This window comes from Microbulbifer sp. NBRC 101763, assembly GCF_040371615.1.
In the GTDB taxonomy this organism is placed as follows: Bacteria; Pseudomonadota; Gammaproteobacteria; order Pseudomonadales; family Cellvibrionaceae; genus Microbulbifer; species Microbulbifer variabilis.
The window spans coordinates 1-20,683 of the sequence record NZ_BAABQV010000014.1 but is presented as its reverse complement, the minus strand read 5'-3'; the positions used below and the strand labels follow the sequence as shown (position 1 = coordinate 20,683).

Annotated in this window: 18 protein-coding genes; all 18 read right to left on the bottom strand. The window is 50.7% G+C overall.

Translation table 11 applies throughout. The features are described from left to right. Nucleotides 1-428 precede the first annotated feature (428 nt). Nucleotides 429-812, bottom strand: a complete 384-nt coding sequence (locus tag ABWV76_RS21675) for a hypothetical protein (protein WP_353377257.1) — start codon at nt 810-812, stop codon at nt 429-431. Between the two features lie 15 nt (nt 813-827). After that, nucleotides 828-6,356 carry a hypothetical protein gene (locus tag ABWV76_RS21670; RefSeq protein WP_353377256.1) on the bottom strand — a complete coding sequence of 1,843 codons (5,529 nt, stop codon included), beginning with the start codon at nt 6,354-6,356 and terminating at the stop codon, nt 828-830. Between the two features lie 364 nt (nt 6,357-6,720). Beyond that, a complete protein-coding gene (locus ABWV76_RS21665) occupies nt 6,721-7,053 on the bottom strand; it encodes a hypothetical protein (protein ID WP_353377255.1) in 333 nt (110 codons plus the stop codon). Nucleotides 7,054-7,343: 290 nt separating this feature from the next. Next, complete coding sequence (locus ABWV76_RS21660) at nt 7,344-7,739, bottom strand: hypothetical protein (RefSeq protein ID WP_020411144.1); 396 nt, start codon at nt 7,737-7,739, stop codon at nt 7,344-7,346. A gap of 4 nt (nt 7,740-7,743) precedes the next feature. Next, nucleotides 7,744-9,963 carry a phage tail length tape measure family protein gene (locus tag ABWV76_RS21655; RefSeq protein ID WP_353377254.1) on the bottom strand — a complete coding sequence of 740 codons (2,220 nt, stop codon included), beginning with the start codon at nt 9,961-9,963 and terminating at the stop codon, nt 7,744-7,746. 3 nt (nt 9,964-9,966) lie between these two features. Continuing rightward, entirely contained in the window at nt 9,967-10,233 is a 267-nt protein-coding gene (locus ABWV76_RS21650) for a phage tail assembly protein T (RefSeq protein ID WP_020411054.1), read from the bottom strand. Further along, nucleotides 10,233-10,658 carry a phage minor tail protein domain-containing protein gene (locus ABWV76_RS21645; RefSeq protein ID WP_353377253.1) on the bottom strand — a complete coding sequence of 142 codons (426 nt, stop codon included), beginning with the start codon at nt 10,656-10,658 and terminating at the stop codon, nt 10,233-10,235. Before ABWV76_RS21645 ends, ABWV76_RS21650 begins: the two co-directional genes overlap by 1 nt. Next, nucleotides 10,655-11,074 (bottom strand): phage tail tube protein, encoded by a 420-nt coding sequence (locus ABWV76_RS21640; RefSeq protein WP_353377252.1) that lies wholly within the window; start codon nt 11,072-11,074, stop codon nt 10,655-10,657. Before ABWV76_RS21640 ends, ABWV76_RS21645 begins: the two co-directional genes overlap by 4 nt. A 26-nt stretch (nt 11,075-11,100) precedes the next feature. After that, nucleotides 11,101-11,508 carry a phage tail terminator protein gene (gene gpU / locus ABWV76_RS21635; RefSeq protein ID WP_353377251.1) on the bottom strand — a complete coding sequence of 136 codons (408 nt, stop codon included), beginning with the start codon at nt 11,506-11,508 and terminating at the stop codon, nt 11,101-11,103. A gap of 181 nt (nt 11,509-11,689) precedes the next feature. Beyond that, complete coding sequence (locus tag ABWV76_RS21630; protein WP_353377250.1) at nt 11,690-12,157, bottom strand: energy transducer TonB; 468 nt, start codon at nt 12,155-12,157, stop codon at nt 11,690-11,692. Between the two features lie 319 nt (nt 12,158-12,476). Beyond that, the gene (locus ABWV76_RS21625; RefSeq protein WP_353377249.1) at nt 12,477-13,007 is read right to left on the bottom strand and encodes a hypothetical protein; all 531 of its coding nucleotides are present in this window, start codon (nt 13,005-13,007) and stop codon (nt 12,477-12,479) included. A 104-nt stretch (nt 13,008-13,111) separates the two neighbouring features. Beyond that, the gene (locus tag ABWV76_RS21620; protein WP_353377248.1) at nt 13,112-13,666 is read right to left on the bottom strand and encodes a hypothetical protein; all 555 of its coding nucleotides are present in this window, start codon (nt 13,664-13,666) and stop codon (nt 13,112-13,114) included. Nucleotides 13,667-14,391: 725 nt separating this feature from the next. After that, a complete protein-coding gene (locus ABWV76_RS21615; RefSeq protein ID WP_353377247.1) occupies nt 14,392-14,688 on the bottom strand; it encodes a head-tail joining protein in 297 nt (98 codons plus the stop codon). A gap of 7 nt (nt 14,689-14,695) precedes the next feature. Then, on the bottom strand, nt 14,696-15,067 hold the full coding sequence (locus ABWV76_RS21610) for a capsid cement protein (protein ID WP_353377246.1): 372 nt from the start codon (nt 15,065-15,067) through the stop codon (nt 14,696-14,698). Between the two features lie 101 nt (nt 15,068-15,168). Then, nucleotides 15,169-17,223: a ClpP-like prohead protease/major capsid protein fusion protein gene (locus ABWV76_RS21605; protein ID WP_353377245.1), complete on the bottom strand. Its 2,055-nt coding sequence runs from the start codon at nt 17,221-17,223 to the stop codon at nt 15,169-15,171. Between the two features lie 9 nt (nt 17,224-17,232). Continuing rightward, nucleotides 17,233-18,714, bottom strand: coding sequence for a phage portal protein (locus tag ABWV76_RS21600; RefSeq protein WP_353377244.1), 1,482 nt, complete (start codon nt 18,712-18,714; stop codon nt 17,233-17,235). Further along, complete coding sequence (locus ABWV76_RS21595) at nt 18,714-18,929, bottom strand: DUF6148 family protein (protein ID WP_353377243.1); 216 nt, start codon at nt 18,927-18,929, stop codon at nt 18,714-18,716. The genes ABWV76_RS21600 and ABWV76_RS21595 overlap by 1 nt, the downstream gene beginning before the upstream one ends. Further along, nucleotides 18,930-20,683 (bottom strand): terminase gpA endonuclease subunit (locus ABWV76_RS21590; RefSeq protein ID WP_353377242.1); only part of this gene is annotated, 1,754 nt, incomplete at its 5' end. It lies immediately after the preceding gene.

Below are 20,683 nucleotides of genomic sequence, written 5' to 3'. Positions count from 1 at the left end.
ATGCGCTCTTCTACCATGTCGAAATCTTCAGAGTAACCTTCACTTTTCGAGAAGGCTTTCCCGCTAGTTTCAGTTCTATATATTGTTTTTACTGCGTAAATCTTCCACATGATGATTGAATGCTAACAGTTTATTAAAGAGCTAGTGGCTCACTATCCATTTGGCCACTATTTCTGGGAGGGAGCTTCCAAGCTCCACAGAAAAGCCTTTATTTGCGGTAGGTTATAGACTTTCGTTCAAATAGTAACCAGAGATAGTGAGCCATTGGCTCAAGTCGCCTGGCTCGACCTCCCGCTCTTGAACACATTTTACCCATAATTAAATCAATAAGTTAGGGGGAACTTTTTGTAGATGTCAGCCATGGCTCTATAATTCAAGCTTTCGCACCGGCGGCACGCCCTCTCCACTACTGAAAACCACAGCCAGTATCACCCACTCGGTATCGCCATAGCCGCAATAGAACTATGCACAGCTAAGCGGTTGGCCACCTCAACAATACAATTCGCTACTAAATCAGCAGCGTGATCAGCAACGTTTACCGGCTGGCCTGCATCGGTCTGCAGAGTTTTGGTGGTGACATAAACACTGGACATTAGATCGCCGGCACCATCAGTTTGTACTGTGTTTTGGTTGTCGATTACGGCAATCGTACATTTAAGTACTGCAGCAGCCTGAGCATCGCTATTAGTGGGCTCTGTGGTCTGGGTTACCGTTGCGCGCACAATAGTGCCCGCACTGTGGCCATCATCGATGGTGTAGGCAAACTGCCAGGCTTCCAGGTTCGGTACGGTTATTGGGGAAAAGCTGGGCATTATCTATTCCTTTGCTTAATCAGATTTGTGTACGCCGTTGTGAGTGATTACGCGGTGTAATGGATTTTCGCCGGCAGCGTAGCTCTTACCACCTACAGATATTTTGTACACGGTGTGCAGGCCGGCACATTCGACCCGCTCGACACGCTCCCAGGTGAGCGGTTCTTCTTCATGCAGTACACCCAGCTCAACGCCCTGACAGTTTTGAGCCTCGTACACTTGGCCTGCACGGTCGGTAACGGGAGTTTCGCGGCTGCAAATTACCTGGGCACCGCTTGTTGTGGTGAGCAATACGCAGGGTATTTCTGGCTCTGCATCTACCCCGCCAATAATGGGGCTTAAGTGGGTATCGTCGTCGCCAGTATTCCAGCAATCGATCAGGTCGCCGCTTTCACAGTTATCCGCTAGCAAACCCTCGCGCAGCCAACTGCCTGCGGCAACGCACCAGGGATCTCTAGGGAACGTAACGCCGCCGCCATTGCTCGGGGTTGTAATAGTGCCTATACCTCGGCGCCAGGTGCTGGCAGCCAGCTGGTAAATGTTCGTGGTCGCGTAATAGGTAACAGCGCCGCCCTGAGTACCCGGATCATCGCAGTAGACGTAGTACTTAGTGTTGAAGGACAACCCAGTAATGCTGCCACTGTTGTAATTAACAATGCCGAAACCAAACTGCACCGAGTGCGCGGCAATCGTGATTTTTGCGGTACTGCCATCATCTGAGCCGGACAACGCAGAGCTGGTCGGCAGGCTGGCAATACCAGATTGAATCATCGGCAGGTTGCGCTGGTCCTGCACTTCCACCACATCGATTTTTACATAATCAATTAAGGTAACGCCCGCTTTAGTCGGATAATTACAATAAAAAATCGGGGTAATAAAACGTACTTTGTTCTGCAGCTTGGCCGGGTTGCCAATATGGTTTGCCCCTCTAGCGCCATTGTACTCAGCGTTACCACTAGCATTGCCTTTGACATAGGCCACCAGCGTCTGCCAACTCTGCCCCACTATGTTTAAGTTGGACGCAAGGATGTAATGCTGACTGCTAAATGTCTCGGCACCGCTAGCATTGCAGAGCTTGCCAGTACCATCATAACCAGCCAAGCCCGCATACATGGTGCGATCCGCATCACCTGCGGCATACACATAAACCCGAGTCTCTATCCGATAAAGCTTACTGGGATCAAAGGGTATTTTCTCTGCGTGGTACATCGATACATGATTAGTCAGGCGAGCCGCACCGCCGCCAACTTTTAGATAACCACTCGTGTAAAAATTCTGGTATCCGCCGGAAAAGTTGGTCCAGTACTGGGAATAATTACTATCAGAAAAATCCTCTAAAAAGGTATTCCGCATCGAACGGATCTGCGCGCGTTCCTGTGCGGTAGCGCCAACTGTGGCACCGTCTTCAGGTTTATTGGTCCCATAAATTTCTTCCCAGTCTGCACGGGCACCGGCAATCTGATCGATTTTAATCAGCACCTTTTGTCGTGTGCTGTATACCGCCTGCCATTTGGCTTTCCAGGTGCTGCGATCGATGCTGGTGACTGTTGAGGTATTGCCCAGACCTGCGCCGTTGAGATAACTGGAGAGTGCTGTTATCGCACCGCTGTAGTTGGTTTTCTCGGTGGTAATCCCGTAGCTATTGGCCTGCCCTTCGATATCGGCCTGCTCTGCCAGGATCTGGTTGTATTCACGTACCGCGGTTAATTTCTCGGTGGGGTGCAGTTTGCCATCTGCGGCAATATTGCTGAGGTCTAGCAGAGCAGCCGCAGCATCAGTTTTGGCTTCAGCAGCAGCATTTGCGGCGGCCTCGGCTTTGGCATCCGCTGCAGACACTCCCAACAATGCCTCGGGGTCACCACTACCGCCGAGGGTAACCACGATACCGCCATATGTGCCGCCATCTGCAGCGTTAGACCAGATAGAGATTTCATTGGCACCAGCTTGAAGAGTGACTGGGAAGGAATACCACTGGGCTGTATCATTCGGCCCACTCATGATTCCGACCTGGACACCATTCAAACCAACACGCGGACCACCCTCGGCATCATAGGCCAGTACATGGATAAAGCCTTGGCCAGCAGTGGCATTAAAAGAATACTTAGTGCCGCCGGCATAGTTGGTATTCGTGGGCCAGAGCAGCCCGGCGGGGCGGCCATCCCACTGAAACTGCAGTGTGGCCCCGACCATCCCCGCCTCGCGTGCTTGTTGGGCGATAGCGTTGAGTAGGACTTGGCGTGCGCTGTACACCGCTTCCCAATTAGCATTCCATATTGTGCGGCTGATAGAAGTGCTGGCTGCGGTATCGTTCCAGATGGGAGATAAGCCCCCCAGGTAACTAGTGAGGGCTGCCAGGTTGCCGGAGTAGTTTCCTTTTTCTATTACGAGTCCGGCACCATCAGCCTGCGCTTCAATACCCACTTGCTCTGCCTGAAGCTGGGCATACTCACGAATGACAATTAGCTTTTCGTTTTGATGTAAAACACCATCGGCGGCGATGTTATCCAAGTCTGCCAATGCGGCATCAGCATCCGCCTGTGCGGCTTCGGCCTTGTCGATTGCCTGCTGTACTTCAGGATCCAGCGCGGGGTCCTCATAGTCGGTATAAGGCGTGCGCGACTTGGGTACAAATAATACCCGCGCGGCATTGGTGCCCAAACAAGTACTACCGTGCCCAGCATTACCAGGGCTATCCGGGCTTTCCCCATAACATGCGATTATTTTGCTGTTACTGAGTATTGGCATGGGGTTCTGAGTACCGTCTATCAACAGCACTATGCCCCCGGGCGCACCACCGCCGCCACTGCCTCCAGGCACCTGTATCACATTGCCATCACCGGTGGTACCCGGGCTGCCATCTTCACCGGAGTTTTCTATTTTGCCACCGACACCAATGGCGATACCCCGCGCGATTACAACAATCCCAGCACCGCCCTTTCCACCTAAACCACCGCGGCCGCTGGGTTCATAACTGCCATCAAAGGAATAGAAAGACGAGTGACCACCGCGAGCTCCACCAGAACCGGCTAGATCATCGGGAATCCCTTGTAGATCTCCGCCGTTATTCTCGATATTAAGGGGCGGCATTACCTCATTACGGCCTTTGACAGTTTTCCCCCAAGCTCCCCGGGCGGTTCCTCGGTTGACAATCTCCTGTGCATTTTTTAACTGGCCGGCACCGCCGTAACAGGAACCGAGAAAGCCCACGCCATTATTGGTGGGGATTCCTTGCAAAGTGCCGTCAATCTGCAGAACACCGCGCACCCGCAGCTCAATATTGCCACTCACAGAAAGGGTACGGCCTGCAGGAATCGTAAGATCGCCAGGGTAGTAGTAAATTGCGCGGCTATCGCTATTGCCGATTAAGGTGCCGTCAGCAGTTAAAAAGCCGCTGGAGTCGATACTCAAACTACCCGTCATGGCCGCACCTTCAGCGCTGTACCAGGCATCCGGTAATTCCGCGCTGGTGCTTTCAGCCTGATCGGCAATCATGCCCGCAGGCTGGTAACTGCCGAATAGGTCCACGGATACTGCCCCGCTCACCTGATCGATACTGATGCGCTGCACTTCCATAGCGCGGTCCAGGCTGTACTCATCGAGGCCCAGTGCTGGCAGCAGGCGAATATAGTCCACGTCATAGCTATAGTCTGCGCTGTGGTCGTGACCAATATCGAAGCGCAACAGTTCGATTTGCTTGCCGGTCCAGTCGCTATTATTCGAGAGGTTCAGAACTAATTCTTGCCACTCTCCCTTAGCCCCATTTAGGCGCTCAATCAGGTCCAGCATTTCCGCAGTGCCAGCAGAAAAATAGCTGCTGCTCTCGGTGTGTTTAAAAAACAACTTGCTGCCGGTGCCCGCCGCTATGAGTTCGTCGCTGGTACGGCGCACACGTAATTTAATAAAGGGCAGATCCGCCCCTAAAAACGTGGGCGCAAAGCTGCGACTGATCCAGGGGTTTTCACCTTTTACTGTTACCGAAAGGACGCCATTACTGACAGAGGAACTGGTGATGTCATCGCGGGAAATCCAGCCTTCGCTGTCACTACCAAAATTAAAATCGTAGGGCCTGTCTCCGCGAATAGAGTGATCGCGCAATTGCGGCAGGCTCACCCGCACAATATCGCCCACTTCCAGGTCGTTATTGCTCGGCAGTAATCCCAGGCGCAGACTGAGCGGTGGGCCGGCAAAACGATCGCGCAAAGCATCGAAGGTGTTTTTAATCGTGGTATAGGTGTGACGGGAATTGTGTAGACCGCGAAACTTTAAACTGTGCTGTTTTGCTTCGCCATGCACGGCAACAGAATCCGCATCGATCAAATTATTAGAGCGCAAGAATTTGCCGTCGAATCCGGGCTGCTCAAACCAGCTCCACTGCACTGAGAAGATATTGCGCACTCCTGCCAGGTTGTATTTGAGCTCGCCTAGGCTTTTCACATCATCGGGGCCTATGGTGGCTACTGTGCCGGATTCAGCCAGTACCCCAGCCATACGGCGAAAGCCCAGCTGGCCGGCCGCATTAACTGGCATAAAGGCTCCGAGCAATAAATTAATCTCGGTCTCGATAAACTTCTTGCCGTCGGTTTTTTCCAGGCCATTAAAGCGCAGGATTTTGCCTTTGCTGTTGTCGCTGGGCTTGTACCAGTCGGCGCCAATGTTTTGGAACTCATCCAATACCACAAAAGCGGGGTCTATGCCCAAATGCCAGTTGCTGGGCAATACATTATTGGTGCCGAGAATTTTGCCAGTTAAAAGTGCATAGGCCAGCTGGGGGCCTGGGCCCTCCAGGTAGATAAATTCTTCAACTTCTACGCCGCTTTCGTCGTCGCTGTCTTCGGGCAGCGCATGGTCACGGGCAAAGGTGCCGAATAAACCCCTGGCGCAGTTAGTAAAGCTGCTACCTGTTTTACCGGTTGCGCGCACAATCTCGAAGCCATCCTGATATTTAATTTTCAGGTAATACACGGATTGGCCTGACGCATCACCATAGGCGATAGTGTGCGGATTCGCTTCAAAGCTGCTGGTATCGAATACCTGCAGGGTGGTATCCGCTTTGGCAAAATTGGCAGCCAGGCGCGTGGTATTGGGTATAAAAATATCGCGGCGCATCTCGCGCTGGATATCCCGGCAGCGCACCCGGTACACACCCTCAGCATAGGAAAGTGATTCCTCGGCAATCTGGGTTTGCTCCAGGCGAAAATCATTCCAGTCGAGCCCAGCAAAACCCTGATACAGCCGCACCGTACGGCCCTTAATGCCGTTGCCCTGCTCCAGTTCATCGCGCAGCACATAGGATAGCTGGCCACCAATATCTACTACCTCAAACGAGATAGCACCGATCTGTGCTAATCCCTGCTCAGGAATGAGTTTCTGACTAGTTGCACTGCACTTTTTTAGGGTGCCCAGAATCGCGTTTAACGGCAGGCCGGGAATATCGTTGTGGCTGGTAATGTAGAGTGGCAGATCGTAGCCGATTTCGATGACCAAACGCAGCTCACGCTGAGCCCCCCGGTTGTACCGGTCAAAAGTTTCTGAGTTGTTGCGCATGATTAATCTATGACTACAGTGATAGTGAAAGAAAAAAGTCGCTTGGTAGACTATGTACAAGAGCTAGCTTTTACTGAACAGCTGGGAGCACAGCTACAATCAAGGTACGAGACATCACCAGAGCAATTCAAATTGCTTGAAAGAGGTGTTTATATCGATAAGAACGAGGATCCCAATTCAGAAAGGAAATCCTTGGGGAAATTCACAGGTGAGTTATCGAAAAGCTAAAGTATAGCTGCATTGAGGATAAGCCATAAATCACCTGTTGGGACTGTGGTCATATAAGGAACACTTAAGAAAATTCGTATTCGCTGTAAGAAATCACCACTACCAAGCTATCTTAATAGTGGTGTGCATATCTCACTTACTGTCTCTCTAGAGTGACATATTGGATTGAACAGCTCTGTGATCCATCAACAATTCTTATATTTATCTTTTTTCCTGCCATTTGCGCAGCCAGTAGCGTGGCATATATAGCATCGGCACCTACCTGATTTTTATCTAAAGTCGTATACACCCCTGCTTCCGCGCTACAATTTAACAGCTTCTCATCACCACTAGTTCCAACATATGTGATATTACCAGTGGTTACGTAAAGCTTATCAATATCAACAGCTACGCATTGCCCCCCTGCACACTCTGCAAAGGTAACACCACTGATAGAAGACAACATAAGAATAGAAAGTAATTTTTTCATTTTGAGTCCAATTTTTGATATCGATCTTTGTTCAAAATATAGTAAAAAACGGTTTGAGCAGCTCAATCAGATGGTGCTTAAAACTTGGTAAAAGGCGGCTCTTCAAATTTATTGAAGCAGCTAAAGGACGATATAGCCTTGAAACCCATCTACTGACTAATATATCACATCAGCTAATTTTCGGAACAATATTCCCATCTATGCCTCCTTAATTGTTGTCACCAAATAGCAACTCTACTCTAGAGCATCTATCTAAATCACCTCTCACTGGGGCGACAAGTTGTGCATGATTAAGCGATAATTTGGACGGTAGTAAAAGAGAAAATAAAGCGGCCATCTTTCTGACGCTGCTCTTTGAAGGACTTATATTTGAGTTGCACTTGTTGTGGGAAGTCGGCAGCGGCTTCAGTGCCGTATGCATCGAAGATAAAAAACTCACCGAAGGCACAGCTTCTTTTAAACTCTCGCCAACGGGCCAAATCTGTGTAAGTGAGTTTTAGCGCTACCGTCTGACAAAAGTATTCTTCTTCAAGGCGGTAAACTGTGTATTCCGTTTTGCCACTAAGCGCTTTGTGCTCTTTGCCTTCGGGGCGGTCACTACAATCGTAGCGTTTTAGCTTGGCTTCAATCTGATAATTACTGCCATCACCGACAATAGAACGTGTTGGAGTGTATTGAATTAGCATGACCCTACCCAATCAGTTCCTGACCCTGACGGCTATTCTTATCAAATAACACCAGATCCCCTTCCTCAATTTGAGTTTTTATATCCTCGATAAACTGATCAGCGCGATCACCAACCGGGCCATGGAATTCAAAAATATACTGGCTTGCCGGCTGTTTGGTTTCACCTTCTACAAAACCATCATTACCAGAACTGGCAAAACTCTCTGATGGTGTGGCTGCTACCGCACCCCCGGTACTCATACTGGGTGCGCTGGCATCACCGGAAACCCCACCGGGTGCTTTCAGCGATGACAACATGCCGGCGATCTGCGCCCCTTGTGTAATAGCACCGGCGATCATCGGAATATTTTGCGGATAACCGATCTCAGAAGCCTTAGCAATATTCTTTACTAGCGAAACCCCAGTAGAGAAAACAGCCATAGCCATTTCTGCTTTTGCCGCTTTTTGGTTGTAAGCAGCCGCGGCAGACAGTATCTGGCCGGCACCGGCAGTAAACATTTTTAGCTTGCTTTTGTTGGAAGCCTGTTCGAGCTTTTCGCGCTGCTTTCGGTGTTTGTTTTCTAAAAGGGTTAGCCTGCGTTCATATTCATCATGGGCAAATAGCTTGCTGGCATAACCCTGATCCAGCAGGGCCATTTCTTCATCTTGCTGTACCTGTAGTTGTTCCATCTCGGTAAGCCAGGAAAGCTGTAATGTTTCCAGGCGGGCCACCATGCGCTGGCGCTCTGCTTCGGTAAGGCCATCGGCGCCAGCTTGGTTACCATCGCCCTCACCACTCTCCGAGCGCGCCTGCTCTTCGGCCAGGGCCATTTGATAGCGCTCTTTCTCACGCTCAGAGTATTCAGCCCGCAGAGCCTCGATAGAATCGAAGCCGCGCCTTGTCAGCTCCTGCTCAGCAACCTGAAGGGCGGCTATTTGCTGCAGTCTCTGCTCATGGTCGAGTTTTATTTTTCCCTGCTGATCTGCCAGAAATTGATCCAGCTGTATTAACTGAGCTCCACCGGTCTCCTCTGCCATGGCACGTTGTTGTGCAATACGGTCGCGTTCAGATTGTTCCCTGGCAGCTGCGGCAGCCTCTTCTGCTTTCTGCTCTTCTTCTTGCCGTTTTTTTTGCGCGGCTATTTGTTCACTCTGCAGTTCGTCAAGTTGCCTGCGTATTTGCTCCGATTTGTGGCGGTGAATTTCTATTTGAACCTGAACACCTTCGGCTTCCGCCTTGGCCAACAGGTGTTGATGCGAAACATACCGGCTGTGAAGCTCAGCAAATTGTGTACGCTGCTTTTCTTCATCAGTTGGTGCGATACCTCGGCGCAGGGTATCCACTACCCCAGTGAGTTTCTGAATCCCTGCCGTAGCGATACTGGTTGAGCCAGTGGTTTTACTGAGCCCCTCCAAAAACTCCTGCCAGGACTGCGCCAAGGAATCAGTAGCACCGGTGAGACCGCCCGCTTCGGCAGAACCGGCACCACCCACCTGCTGCTCCAGTTTAAGCAGAATCATGCGCTGGGCTTCCGCTACACGGCCCGACTGCTCCAGGGTTTTAATCTGCTCCTTTTCTTGCTCGGTAAAACTGACCCCCGCGCGCTTAAGAGCAGTCAAGCCAGTCGATGGCTCCTCTAATGCCTTACCCAGCTGCAGCGCTGCACTCTTGGCATCGCCACCCATAACGGCTGATAAATCCTGGCTCAGTCGAATAGCATCATCAAAGACTGGCCCTTGCACACCCTTAAAGGTGAGCAATACGCCTTGGGCTTCCCTGATACCAGTAACGCTGGCCAGGGTAGCGCGGGCCACTGAGCGCGCCTGGTCATCCAGCTGTTGTGCAGTGCGACCACTGGCACTGCCAGTAGCTTTTAGCAGACCTTCTATCTTGAGCTGCTGCCGCTCCATCTCCTCACCGGCGCGTATGCTCTGATAAAACACCGCAGTCACACCGGCAATCCCTGCCCCAAATAGCGCCCAGCTGGCTGCACCATTTGTCAGCAGTCCATTCAGGGCACCGACTCGACCGGAAACCCCACCCAAGGGGCCATCAATCGCGGCGACGCCCTGAGCGGCACCACGCATTGAGCGGCCAAACATAGTGCCCGCGGAACTGGTAGATTTCATTTCACGGGTAAGCTGTTTATTACGTGCGGCGGCCTGGGCCATCTCCCGCTTATATTGAGTGGAGCGCAGCTCCAGATTCGCCACCATGGTGGCCATGGAAGTTTGTTTTGCCATTGCTCAGCTCATGGAGTTCCAGATTGCGATTTGTTGCTGCACGGTTTTGGGCTTGTGCTGCTGAGGTAGGAAGTTAGAGACTTTGCCACCTAGTGTGCCGGCGGCAATGTGGGCTAGCTGCCACTGCTGGACTTCGGTATTTAGGGGGCGCTCAGAGTGGTATTCATACCAGTGGTCGAACTCGGTAGAGCTCATGGAGCGCAACATATTGAAATAGTCGGGACGGTTAAAATCCCGCGCGAGCTGCCGGGCGAAATAGAAACCCGGCACTAGCCTTTTTTTTCGTTGTCCTCGCTTTCTGGTTCACTGCTCACTTCCTCAGTAGATGCTTCTACATAGAGACCAGATAACTTGGCCGCAGGCACATAAAGCACATCAATCAACTTAGGAGTTACACTCCGGATTAAGCCCTGATGGATCTGCTCCAGTGATTCCTGACAGTCTGGTTTCATCCAAATCGCATAGGCTACCAGCAGCAATTTCTTGCTCACCTCCCCCAACCGGAAAGCCCAAAGCTGGCCGAAGTTTTCCAGTTCAGTTTCTGGTAACTCTTCACCCTGCGGCAGCGGAATATCTTCGGTGGTCTTTTGCAGATATTCACAGCGGTGGTAGGCGCTCAGCTCAAACAGCTCTACTTTCTGCTGGCCAAATACAACGGTTTCGGATTCCAAAATAGGCGCAGGAATAGAATTCATGATTGACCACCTGCCGTTACCGAAGGCTTGCCGGAAATCTTGAACTTCACGGTGCGGGTGATCTTGTCATCCTTGGGCACTGCCTTACCCCAGCCGGTAATGTGGCCAATGAATTCAACCGTGGTACCTTCTGGATATTCAACCTTGTAATGCTTATTGGTATCGGAGTCGTAATCTGCCCGCAGTGCCTGCTGGCCGCTATCGCTCTCTTTCCAGATCAAAGTAATGGAAACCTCGCCGGCATCGCGTAAGCCTGAAGGGTCGTAATCCATATAGCCGCTGGTGCCATCAATCGGCGTCATCTCAACAGAACCGCGCGACTCCTCGCCGGGGTCGATATCCAACATGCCCGCTACTGGCGTATAGGAGCTGCCATCATCGCTGCGGGAAAATTTTGTTTTATAACCTTGTGCCATCGTTGTGCCCTCTGTGGGTTGCTCAATTAAAGGTCTGTGGGTTCGGTGGAGTACTGGGCGCTGTAAGTCAGGCGCACCTCGCCCAGCGGGTGATCCTGATCCAAGGCAAACTGGGTTTGAGTGAGTAGGAACAAGTCGCAAATGTTGCCCAAAGTAGAATCCTGCAATGCGCTCTCAACATCGGCTGCTGCCTGATCTAGCTCGGCATACACATCGCCGCTAGTTTTCACTACCGCAGCAATAGTCAGATCCAGCTGCCGACTGGTGCCGCCATGCATTTCGTGGCCAGTGTTTTCGGTTGCAAAGCCCACCACGATGGCTGGTAGCTTTTTTGAATCTATTTCTTCTGTGGTGCCAGGGGGTGGGAAGGAGTAGCCGCTTAGGTTCTCTATTTCTTTCTGTACGGCATCGCGGATGGTGATGCGTCGAGTCATAGTCTAATCCTGATAAATTATGGGCATAAAAAAACCCGCTGGTGCGGGTTTGTGTGTTTACAGTGCAGCAATGCTTACCAAACTAACAATATTCTCTTTGATGGTTACCTAAATCACAAAGAACCATACAAATCAAAAAAAGGGACAGCTTTACTCATAGTCACTTGTTAAGCATTGCTCACTATTCTTTGAAACCAACTCTTGTTCTAATACTTTGAGACACAGATTCCTGACTTGTGTACCTCCAACCCTTTGCCTGTTTAATTGCATCAGAATCGCACAAGCCTGGAGGAATCGATTCAACAATACGATGATCTTTTGTTCTGCCGTTTTTCATAATCTCATATTCAACGATTACATAGCACTTTTCATCTTCATTTAGATATTTTGAATAATCCACTTCTTCTACAGCTGTTGACACACAGCCAAACAAAAAGCTCACCGCAAATAAAATGGTAAATTTTTTCACATTAAAATTCATTCTACATCCCACCAAATCCAATAACGCCGCTAGCAAGGGCAGCCGAAGCAAAGCGTAGGCTGTCCAACCCAGCCCCGAAGGGGTTGGGCGAGCTTGCCTAGCCTGGTTATGGCTGGCGCGCCCGGAACCGACTACCAGCACTTTGCCAGCCACCGTTTGGTTGGCCACCGCCCAATATTTATGAGGAAAGAATACCGCACATTCCCCAACAAATTCCTATCTTACTGGCAATCCGCGAAATTACACCGGACTGCACCTCTTTACAGCACCTGAGCGAACACTGTAGGAGCGAAACTGCTCGAATAGCAATTAGTAAAATTCTCAATACCGGGTGCTATTTAGTAGCACTAAATCTCTAGTTACTACGAAAAATCAATAAAACCGACCGCCACAATAACACTTAAATAAACAGCTAAAAATACTTGGCTGTACTTTGTGAGTGAAACGAACCAAAGCCAAGCGTTTTTAGTCCGATGTAATTTTCTTGTTATGTAACGATATTTCTCTCAATTTCTATTGCCGATACTTCAATGCCCATTGCTGTATTATCTATGTGGAATGTTTCCACATTTGGTATATCAATTGAGAAATCGAACCTTTCTAAATAATCGTCCAGAGACTCTTTTGATTGGATTTTATTTGTGTTTTGGCGACCTGCATTGGTAATTCTCAGCACATGTTCTTCGTATTCACAAGATAGTCGCACAAATTTTGAATCTATTCCAAACTGATTGAGAAAGTCTAAGAGGCCTTCAACAAAGTAATTACTGTAAGGATGAACATAGCAAAAAGTAAAAACAACACCTTTAACATTGTTTTCATAAAAGGCTTTAAAAGCATCTAAACAAATTTTACGTTGATATACCTCAAAACCATTGTTACCGAAGCCTATAACAGCGCAAGCAACATCAAAAGCTAAATGTTGTGGAAAAACATGCCAACCATTCCTTTTAGCAAGCTCACGCCCAACACTCTCTTTCCCGATTCCTGAAGGGCCGTATATCATTGTAAATTTCAAATGAACTCTCCTGAGTTACATATCGCCCGGCTTTGGGGCGGGCTTGGAGCTGCGACGCTGCGGAAAGACCGTCCCGGCCCCGTAGGGGCGACAACAGCCGCTTGTTAGGGCGATTCATTGCACTGCACCAAGAAACTAGGGTTTATACCTGGAAAAACTTGAGCTCTACCATCGACCCAATAAGGCTTACTGTGTACATAGCTAAATGAAGGTAGCTCGACCTCGATGTCACTGCCATTAATTAAGGTTTTTCCTCGAACTACCCAATACCTTCCGTCCGTACCCCAACCATGATGTACGAGCTTGGATATATAAATTTTTGACCCTGCTTCTAATGGAAATAGCATCGAGCGCTGCTTTTCAAAAATTAGCCGATCAAATAGTTGCCTATCAATAAAAGCTTGATCTTTTCGATAATCAGCCCAGCTGGTAGGAAAACCGCCCACTCCTTGTGCTTGGATACTGTTACATAGCTCGCTATTGTTATTGAATCCTGTGAGGTCAGCGCAACGTCCTTCGAAAACGAAAGCGGGTTGCTTTAACTCATAACATTGACCCACTATGTGTGTATATTCAGCATCTTTACTGAAATCAGCAGATGGTATGGTACATCCAGAAAACAAGAGAATACTGAAGAAGATGTATGTGGCTCGATGCATTATCTGTCCATAGCCCTAACGCCGCCGGCAGGGGCAGCTTACCTTGTGCACATTTTGCGCGACAATGGGAGCACAGCGACCTGTGCAAAAAGTGCACAAGGTAAGCTGTCCCGCGAAGGGCCGTAGGCCCGGAGCCAACTGCCCGGCTTTGTTATGTTTTTGGGCACACATATGACTGAAAATACTGCTCCATTTGATATTTTGAGTGCAACGCAACCTCAGTACCTGACGGACTGTAAATTGTATTTGCTCCACGTCTATACGCGTCTGATTTTGCTCTCTCAGATATGGAATTTTCCGAATTAGCTCTTACCGAATACCAGTGGACTTTTCTGCACCCCTCCGGGGCTTCACTTGCGATCACGACATTGTGATGCGCGCGCTGCATGGCACACGCTGAAACACTGATCGTCACAAACACAAAAAATATTCGGGTCATCATAGAAACATAACATTTATATAGTGGTCATCATGACTACTATCCCCTTGACCACTATTTCTGATGCAAATTTACGCCAACACGCCGTCTTCTTCTACTAAATCAATAGATTGCGATCACTTAGCACTATCGACCCAACTAGAAAAACGGTCATCGTGACCACTATCCCCAATTTTCACAGACCTCTCAACCCATTGATTTTACTGGTCTTATCCGTCAAATTGAGCAATCCCAAAAAATAACAGTCACAGTGATCATAAATCCCCTGCTGATCTGTCGGTTTAGGCTAAGCATCCACCAACACCCGCCAAACAACCCCATCATCCGCCAACCGCTTTCGCACCGCATACTCCACACCACCGAGCTTTATCACCGCCTCTGAGTTGTAAGCCCCTACCTCACTCACCAGCAGACTCAACTCGATACGTGGCACCTGCACGCGATCCTCATCTTCGAACTCGTCGATCTCCTGATCTTTTATCACACGGCAATCAATAGGCTCTCCGCCTCTACCATCATCAAAGGTAGCGGCTTTTCCCCATTTACGGAACGCGCGCTCTGCGGCTCGTTGGTCCAGATCCATGGTTCACCTAGGCCTTCACGGTGCCCGGCACCCCGGTAAACTTTGCTGCTAGGCTGGTAACGCCATCACCGGCAGCCTCTGCTGCAAAAGCGGTGGGGCCAGTTATATCGCCGGTTGCGGCTGTTGCGGCGCTGTTATTAAAGGCTGCTACGGATACATCCCAGGTGAGGGTTTCCCCCTGATTGATCTCTGCGGCGGATACCTTGGGCACGGTGAATACGCCTTCAATAGCGATCACACCAGATGCGCCCACGGCGATATCATCCATCGCCACACCCAGCACTGCACCTACTGCTAGCACCTGGCCAGAGGTAATATCTGATCCGGTGTTATTGGTGTAATCCAGCACGCGTCCGTCTTGTACAAAATTAGTAGCCATTCTCTTGCTCTCGATTGGGTTAATAACTGTTGCAATAAAAAAGGCCGCGATGTGCGGCCCTTTTCAGATTCTTTAAGGTTTAGTTCGGTTCGAGCTGGGTATTAGGTCTTGGGCGTTTTCACCATGCCTTTTGCATCCCAGGCTTTCGCAGCTGCATCCAGGCGCACTTTGAATTCCACCCCGTCGATATTCCAGCCGTTTTGCTGTTCCAGCACTGGGGCTTGCTGGCCATCCAGATAGAGCACTTCGATAGTGTCGTGCGCTACCGGGTCGGCATTGAGGTACCAGCCATTGTGGCCGCTAAGGCGACCATCAGAGATCACGCTGGCAATATTGCGCACGCTATTGGGTACAGTGTTGGATTTCTCAGAAGCACCTACTTCAAATTCAGATTCCAGCGCAACCTTTGCGGCACCCTCGTCAGCGATATCACACAGCAGGAATTTGGGGCGGATATTCAGGAAGGCGGTGCCGTCCTTCTGTTTACCCATCAGTACCCGCGCGGCATCGATGCTGGCTGTATTGATACCTGCCTTAGTAGCTAGGTTGCCATGGTCGGTATGGAATAAGGTCTTGCCATCGGCCATTTTGGGATTGTTGATCAGGATACTGAAAACCAGATCCCCCACGGTGCGAATAGCAGCAAGACCCATCTTTTGCGGAATGCGGGTGAAGGCCCCTAGGTCGTCATTGATAATCGCCTGGCGAGTAATGGAGAAGAGTTCCCCGTAAGTAGCCAACGCGGCAGTTTCGGCGCGCTCGCCGATACTCACGTATTTAAATTCTGCCCCGGGTGCCACTTGGCGCAGTGAGGGGAAGGTGCCAAGATCCGTGCGAGTAGCTATCTTGAAATCGCTTAAGTTTCCAGTGGCGGTAAACTGTGGAAACACCTCTGCCGCTTCAGAGTACCCCTTCAGCATCGATTTATTAGCAATATTGCCGAGGACCGTCGCGAAGTCACCAGAGCTATGGGTAAAGGCTGCGGCAACCACGCCCATTTTATCCAGGCCCGCTAAATTCTGTCCGTGGGCGTGCATAAACATACGGGCAATTTCCAGCATGGTATAGCCGGCCATGCTATTGCCATCTGTGCGTTTCTCGCCAAAGGCACGCATGGCAATGGCATTCTCAGCGTCTGCCTTGATACGCTTAATGCCCTCACCTTCCTGCACCACCACGCTATAGCTTTGCACTGGGGTTGGAGTTTGATCGCCCAGAGCTGTGAGCAGCAGGTCTTTGGCTTTTTCAGCGGTGCAGTCCATATCATCCAGGCAGGATTGCATTACCGTACTGTGCGCTTCGAAGCCCTTAAAAACGGCTTTAATAGTGTCTTTGCGTTTTTGCTCATCCGCTGCAAATTGTGCTCTGGCATCGGCGGTAATCTGCGCTTTCATTTCCGGGGTGACCTCGATCGCAGCGGTTGCAGCTGGCGTGGTGGAGGTGGTTGTGGTCATGGCTTGCGCCTCCTGGGTTTGGCTATGGGTTTGGTTTGGATTGTCTGCAACCGCAGACGGGAATCTAAATTCAGCGGGCCCCTGCATAACCAATGCACTAATGGCTTGAGGGGTATTTTTGAACTGGCTTAAGTGATCAGCACTGAAGCTCGCGGCCATTTCCATTGCTGCTGTCGTATCAGTGGCAAAACCCGCTTCCACTGCTTCGGCACCGGTATACCAAGTCTCGTCATCCATCACTTGGCTGATTTCCGCATCCGACATACCGGTGCGCGAGGAGTACAGGCTTTTCATGGTGATTTTCACTTTTGCCAGCAGGCTCTTGGTTTTTTCCAGGGCGCGCTCATCGCCTCGCACACCGGCACTGGGGTTGTGCACCATGTAATAGGCATTTTCGGCAATATGAACCGTATCCCCGGCGAGGGCGATTACACTGCCCATACTGGCTGCGATGCCTTCAATCCAGGTTTCCACTTCGGCTTTATGATCTTTGAGCAGGTTGTAAATAGCCGTGCCGTCGAACACATCACCACCGGGGCAGTTAATATGCAGATTGATCTTGCTGACATCGCCTAGCGCTTTAAGATCGCGGGCAAAGTCTTTTGCAGTTACGCCCCAATAACCGATGGTGTCGTATAGATAGATATCGGCTTCACTGTTATTTGCGGCAGCGGTGATGCTGTACCAGGATTTATTCGGCATAGCGGTCTCCTATTCTGAATCAGTATTTTCTGCGGGGACCGCAGTGCGTTTGGTTGGGGTGGTGATCTTGTTTTTTTTCAGCTTTTGCTGCCAAGCAGCGGTCTGCTTAATCACATCATTCGGCTTTTTGCCACGGCGGCGGATGGTCTGCTGCGGGCTGGCCAGAACATTTTCCAACAGGGTTTCATCAGCATTGGCTTCATGGGCCGGATTAATCCAAGGCATGACTGGAGTGATAAAATCAACGTGCATTAGCGTGGATGGATCGACATCAGTTGGCACTTTAAAAGCATCAGCCAGTAGACCCATCTGTACCCAACGCCGGGTAACCGGCTCCACAATCTCCTCACAGAATTCCAGGCTGAGGGTTTCGTAGTTATTCCACTGCTCCACCAGTTCCTGGCGCTGCGAACTATAAGTGCCGTTGTAGTTTTTGCTGATACTGCTAAAGCTGGCCATGGTGCCGGCGGCGGCCATGCGGTGCATGGTTTCTAAAAATGGGGTTAGCAGACCACTGGGGCGATTGCTCTGGATGGTGCCGACGGTTTCCCCAGGTGCGAGAGTGTCATAGATGGCACCGGCGCGAACATCAATAACGCGATTTCCATTCGCATCATAATTGTCATTGTCATAATTATCAGGGCTGCCCTTTTGAATGAAGCCAACCATGGCCGATGCAATCTTGGCTGCAACTCGCTCATTTTCTTCATAGTCTTTTATATCGTTGAGGCGATTCATTACCGCTGCAAAGATGGAAACCCCACGAGACTGGTGCAGCCTGCGCACAAATTTCAGGTGCTCGATATTTTCGGCACTATGACGTCTGCGCTTCATACGCCAGTTAAGAGAGGCGCCGGGGTGCTCGTCGTAGAGCCAAAACGCTTTAGATTCGCCCCAGGCCGATTTCTCGATGCCCTGCACTATGCGCTTGCTGGAATCGTTGTAATCCACCGGCAGAAAATCCGGTTCCAGACATTCGATGCTGTAAGGCACCGGGGTGCGGTGTTTTAGTCCTGGCACCGTGCCCTGTAGATGCCTTAACAAAGTTTCGCCATCGCGCAGCCAGGTATTGCATAAAAGCCGCTGGGATTTGGCCCAGCTGAATTGCCGAGTACATTCCGGGCGCCGCGCCCACTCTTGGTGAGCGTCATTCATTTGGCTGGCGAGACCTTCATGGATATCGCCATCCCAAGTCTTGGGTTGGAATTCCACATCAATACCGCGTGGGCCGACAATATTGTTCACCAGGGTGGTGAGAATGCCAAAGGCAAAATCGTGGTTTTGCTCCAGGTGCCGGGCCTGGCCGCGCAGCGCTTCCACACTGCCCTCAAGTACCAAATCACCACTACGGTTATCACCGGGGTTTTTTCTCAGTCGGCTTGGCTTTGCAGCTTCATAGGCCGCGGCAATTTCCAAGGCGCGCCGAGCTTGCACACGACGCAAGGCAGCCTCGGGCGAAAAAAAACCGATAACAGAATCTAATTTATTCATTAGCAAAAGTTCGCGTAGGCGGGTCCACGGCGCTTACCGGAAGCCTTTAAATTTTCTTGAATTGCTCGACGCTCCCACTCCTGCCGACCGGCGCGGATCTCCTGCAGGTTCTCTGCGGTAAATTGGCGGCCATTGATTACCGTGGTTTTACCGGCGAGCACGTCTATCTCGGCCTCAATATAGAGGTCGACCATTTCTTGCGCAGTTTTTGACATTTAACTATCCAGTAGGGAACCCACCGGCTGAGCTGGCCGGGCTGTATTTTTCGGGGCTGTTGTGGGTTGATTCAGTGATTGATCAGGTTCACTAAACAAGGTGCGCTGACCCAATTGTGATTCGATGGTGGACCATTTTTTCTCGGTGTATTTGTGCATACCTTTGGCGTGGGCTGCGTGCAGGGCATAGACCTCGGTATCTGTGCCTTCGTTGGGCCTACCGGGGCGCGGCTGCCAAGTTTCTCTGCCTTTATGCTTTTTACTGGGCGCTTTAACTTCGGCGGTGACCTGCTCCCAATAATCCTGCCGTACATGCTTACAGCTGTGCATATAAGCACTGGTGCCGAGCAAACGCTTGGCGATCAGGTCTTTAGCCTTGTGTGTGCCGACCATATAAACCTTTACGCCATAGCGGTCTGCCTTGGTTCGGCGTTTAGGGTTTTTAAAATCTACCTGTTTGGGCTGGGTGAATATTTCTTTGGTGCCGAAGTCATTACTGTCTCCTTTAATGGCCATCACCAGTACACCGCGGTGCTTTTTATCGCGGGTTCTTACCCAGTGATACACCGCGTTGCTAGTGCCACCGTCAGAGGAGTCGATGCTTACCGCTGATGCGCGAATTTCTCCAAAGCGCTCGTGCTCGAAAGGCTGGAAAACCAACTTATCCAGGGCTGACCAGCAATCATCTTGTTTATCGGCGGTATCACCGTCGATCTCGCCCCAAAACATTTGCCAGCTTTCTTCATTGCGGCCAAAGGCGCGGATGGTGATGGCGAGGCGGTCGTGTTGCACATCGATACCAATAGTTACCAGCAGGCCGCCAGCGGGGCAGGATAATTCCGGGTAATCCTCTGCGGCCTCTTGTAGTTTTTCGTGGTCTAGCAAGCGACTGGCGGCATACTGGTAGGGCCTGCCCAGTTTGTTGTTCTGGAAAACAATACGTGCGGATTCATCGCCGCTTTTGGCTTCGTGCTCCGCTTCAAGAAAGTCCCGCACCACATCGGCGAGGCCGGTTCCGGGGATACACACATAAAGCTCCGATAGCTCCATAAAGGTTTCTATCGGTTCGATTTCGTCGGGCCCAAAGTCTTCGCCGCATTGGGTTTTAACCCAGCCGGCAAAGTCATCGCCGTTCTCCCGCGCCGTTTTGCAGGTTTGCAGGATATTGGCTTGGCGGCGGTAGTCATCCCATTCGCTGCCACATTCCGGGCAGCCATAAACTGCAGTATCAGGCTGGTGCAGGTCAAATACCGGGTGTGGTATGCCCTCTTCTTTCTTCAGCCAGCGAACGTTTTCCCAATCCAATACATGGGAGTCGCCGCAGTCGTGACAGGCCACTGGCAGCACGCGCATGGTGCCGAGCTTGGTGTAGTGCTCTACCTGGGAAAGATCGGCAACGGCCGGTGTGCCTCCAATAATTAATTTCTTGTTGCGCATGCGCTTGAGGCGTTCGCGCAGGTGGCGAATGGAATCGCCCTGATCACCGACATCTTTGTTGGTATCGTCTGGCTCCTCCACATAGCCCCGGCGGGCCGTGGTGGATTTCACATTGGAGATGGAGTTGGAGCCAATGGTGCGCACCTCACCTCCAGGAAATTTCTTGCGCGTTGAGCGGCTACCGCCCTTGCGGCTAGTGGTGACATCGATCACCCTATTAACTACTGGTGACCCTTCGATAATCGGCACCAGCTTTTCATCCATAAACAGCCGGCCTTTTTCATCCTTGGGAAATAGCATCAGGATGCGGGCCGGAT

Bases quoted from the DNA above. Each gene is read 5' to 3' on its own strand.
- ABWV76_RS21665 (WP_353377255.1), bottom strand. From the start codon at position 7,053: ATGAAAAAATTACTTTCTATTCTTATGTTGTCTTCTATCAGTGGTGTT.
- ABWV76_RS21655 (WP_353377254.1), bottom strand. From the start codon at position 9,963: ATGGCAAAACAAACTTCCATGGCCACCATGGTGGCGAATCTGGAGCTG.
- ABWV76_RS21610 (WP_353377246.1), bottom strand. From the start codon at position 15,067: ATGGCTACTAATTTTGTACAAGACGGACGCGTGCTGGATTACACCAAT.
- ABWV76_RS21645 (WP_353377253.1), bottom strand. From the start codon at position 10,658: ATGAATTCTATTCCTGCGCCTATTTTGGAATCCGAAACCGTTGTATTT.
- ABWV76_RS21595 (WP_353377243.1), bottom strand. From the start codon at position 18,929: ATGTCAAAAACTGCGCAAGAAATGGTCGACCTCTATATTGAGGCCGAG.
- gpU (WP_353377251.1), bottom strand. From the start codon at position 11,508: ATGACTCGACGCATCACCATCCGCGATGCCGTACAGAAAGAAATAGAG.
- ABWV76_RS21660 (WP_020411144.1), bottom strand. From the start codon at position 7,739: ATGCTAATTCAATACACTCCAACACGTTCTATTGTCGGTGATGGCAGT.
- ABWV76_RS21640 (WP_353377252.1), bottom strand. From the start codon at position 11,074: ATGGCACAAGGTTATAAAACAAAATTTTCCCGCAGCGATGATGGCAGC.
- ABWV76_RS21600 (WP_353377244.1), bottom strand. From the start codon at position 18,714: ATGAATAAATTAGATTCTGTTATCGGTTTTTTTTCGCCCGAGGCTGCC.
- ABWV76_RS21605 (WP_353377245.1), bottom strand. From the start codon at position 17,223: ATGCCGAATAAATCCTGGTACAGCATCACCGCTGCCGCAAATAACAGT.
- ABWV76_RS21615 (WP_353377247.1), bottom strand. From the start codon at position 14,688: ATGGATCTGGACCAACGAGCCGCAGAGCGCGCGTTCCGTAAATGGGGA.
- ABWV76_RS21675 (WP_353377257.1), bottom strand. From the start codon at position 812: ATGCCCAGCTTTTCCCCAATAACCGTACCGAACCTGGAAGCCTGGCAG.
- ABWV76_RS21620 (WP_353377248.1), bottom strand. From the start codon at position 13,666: ATGCATCGAGCCACATACATCTTCTTCAGTATTCTCTTGTTTTCTGGA.
- ABWV76_RS21670 (WP_353377256.1), bottom strand. From the start codon at position 6,356: ATGCGCAACAACTCAGAAACTTTTGACCGGTACAACCGGGGGGCTCAG.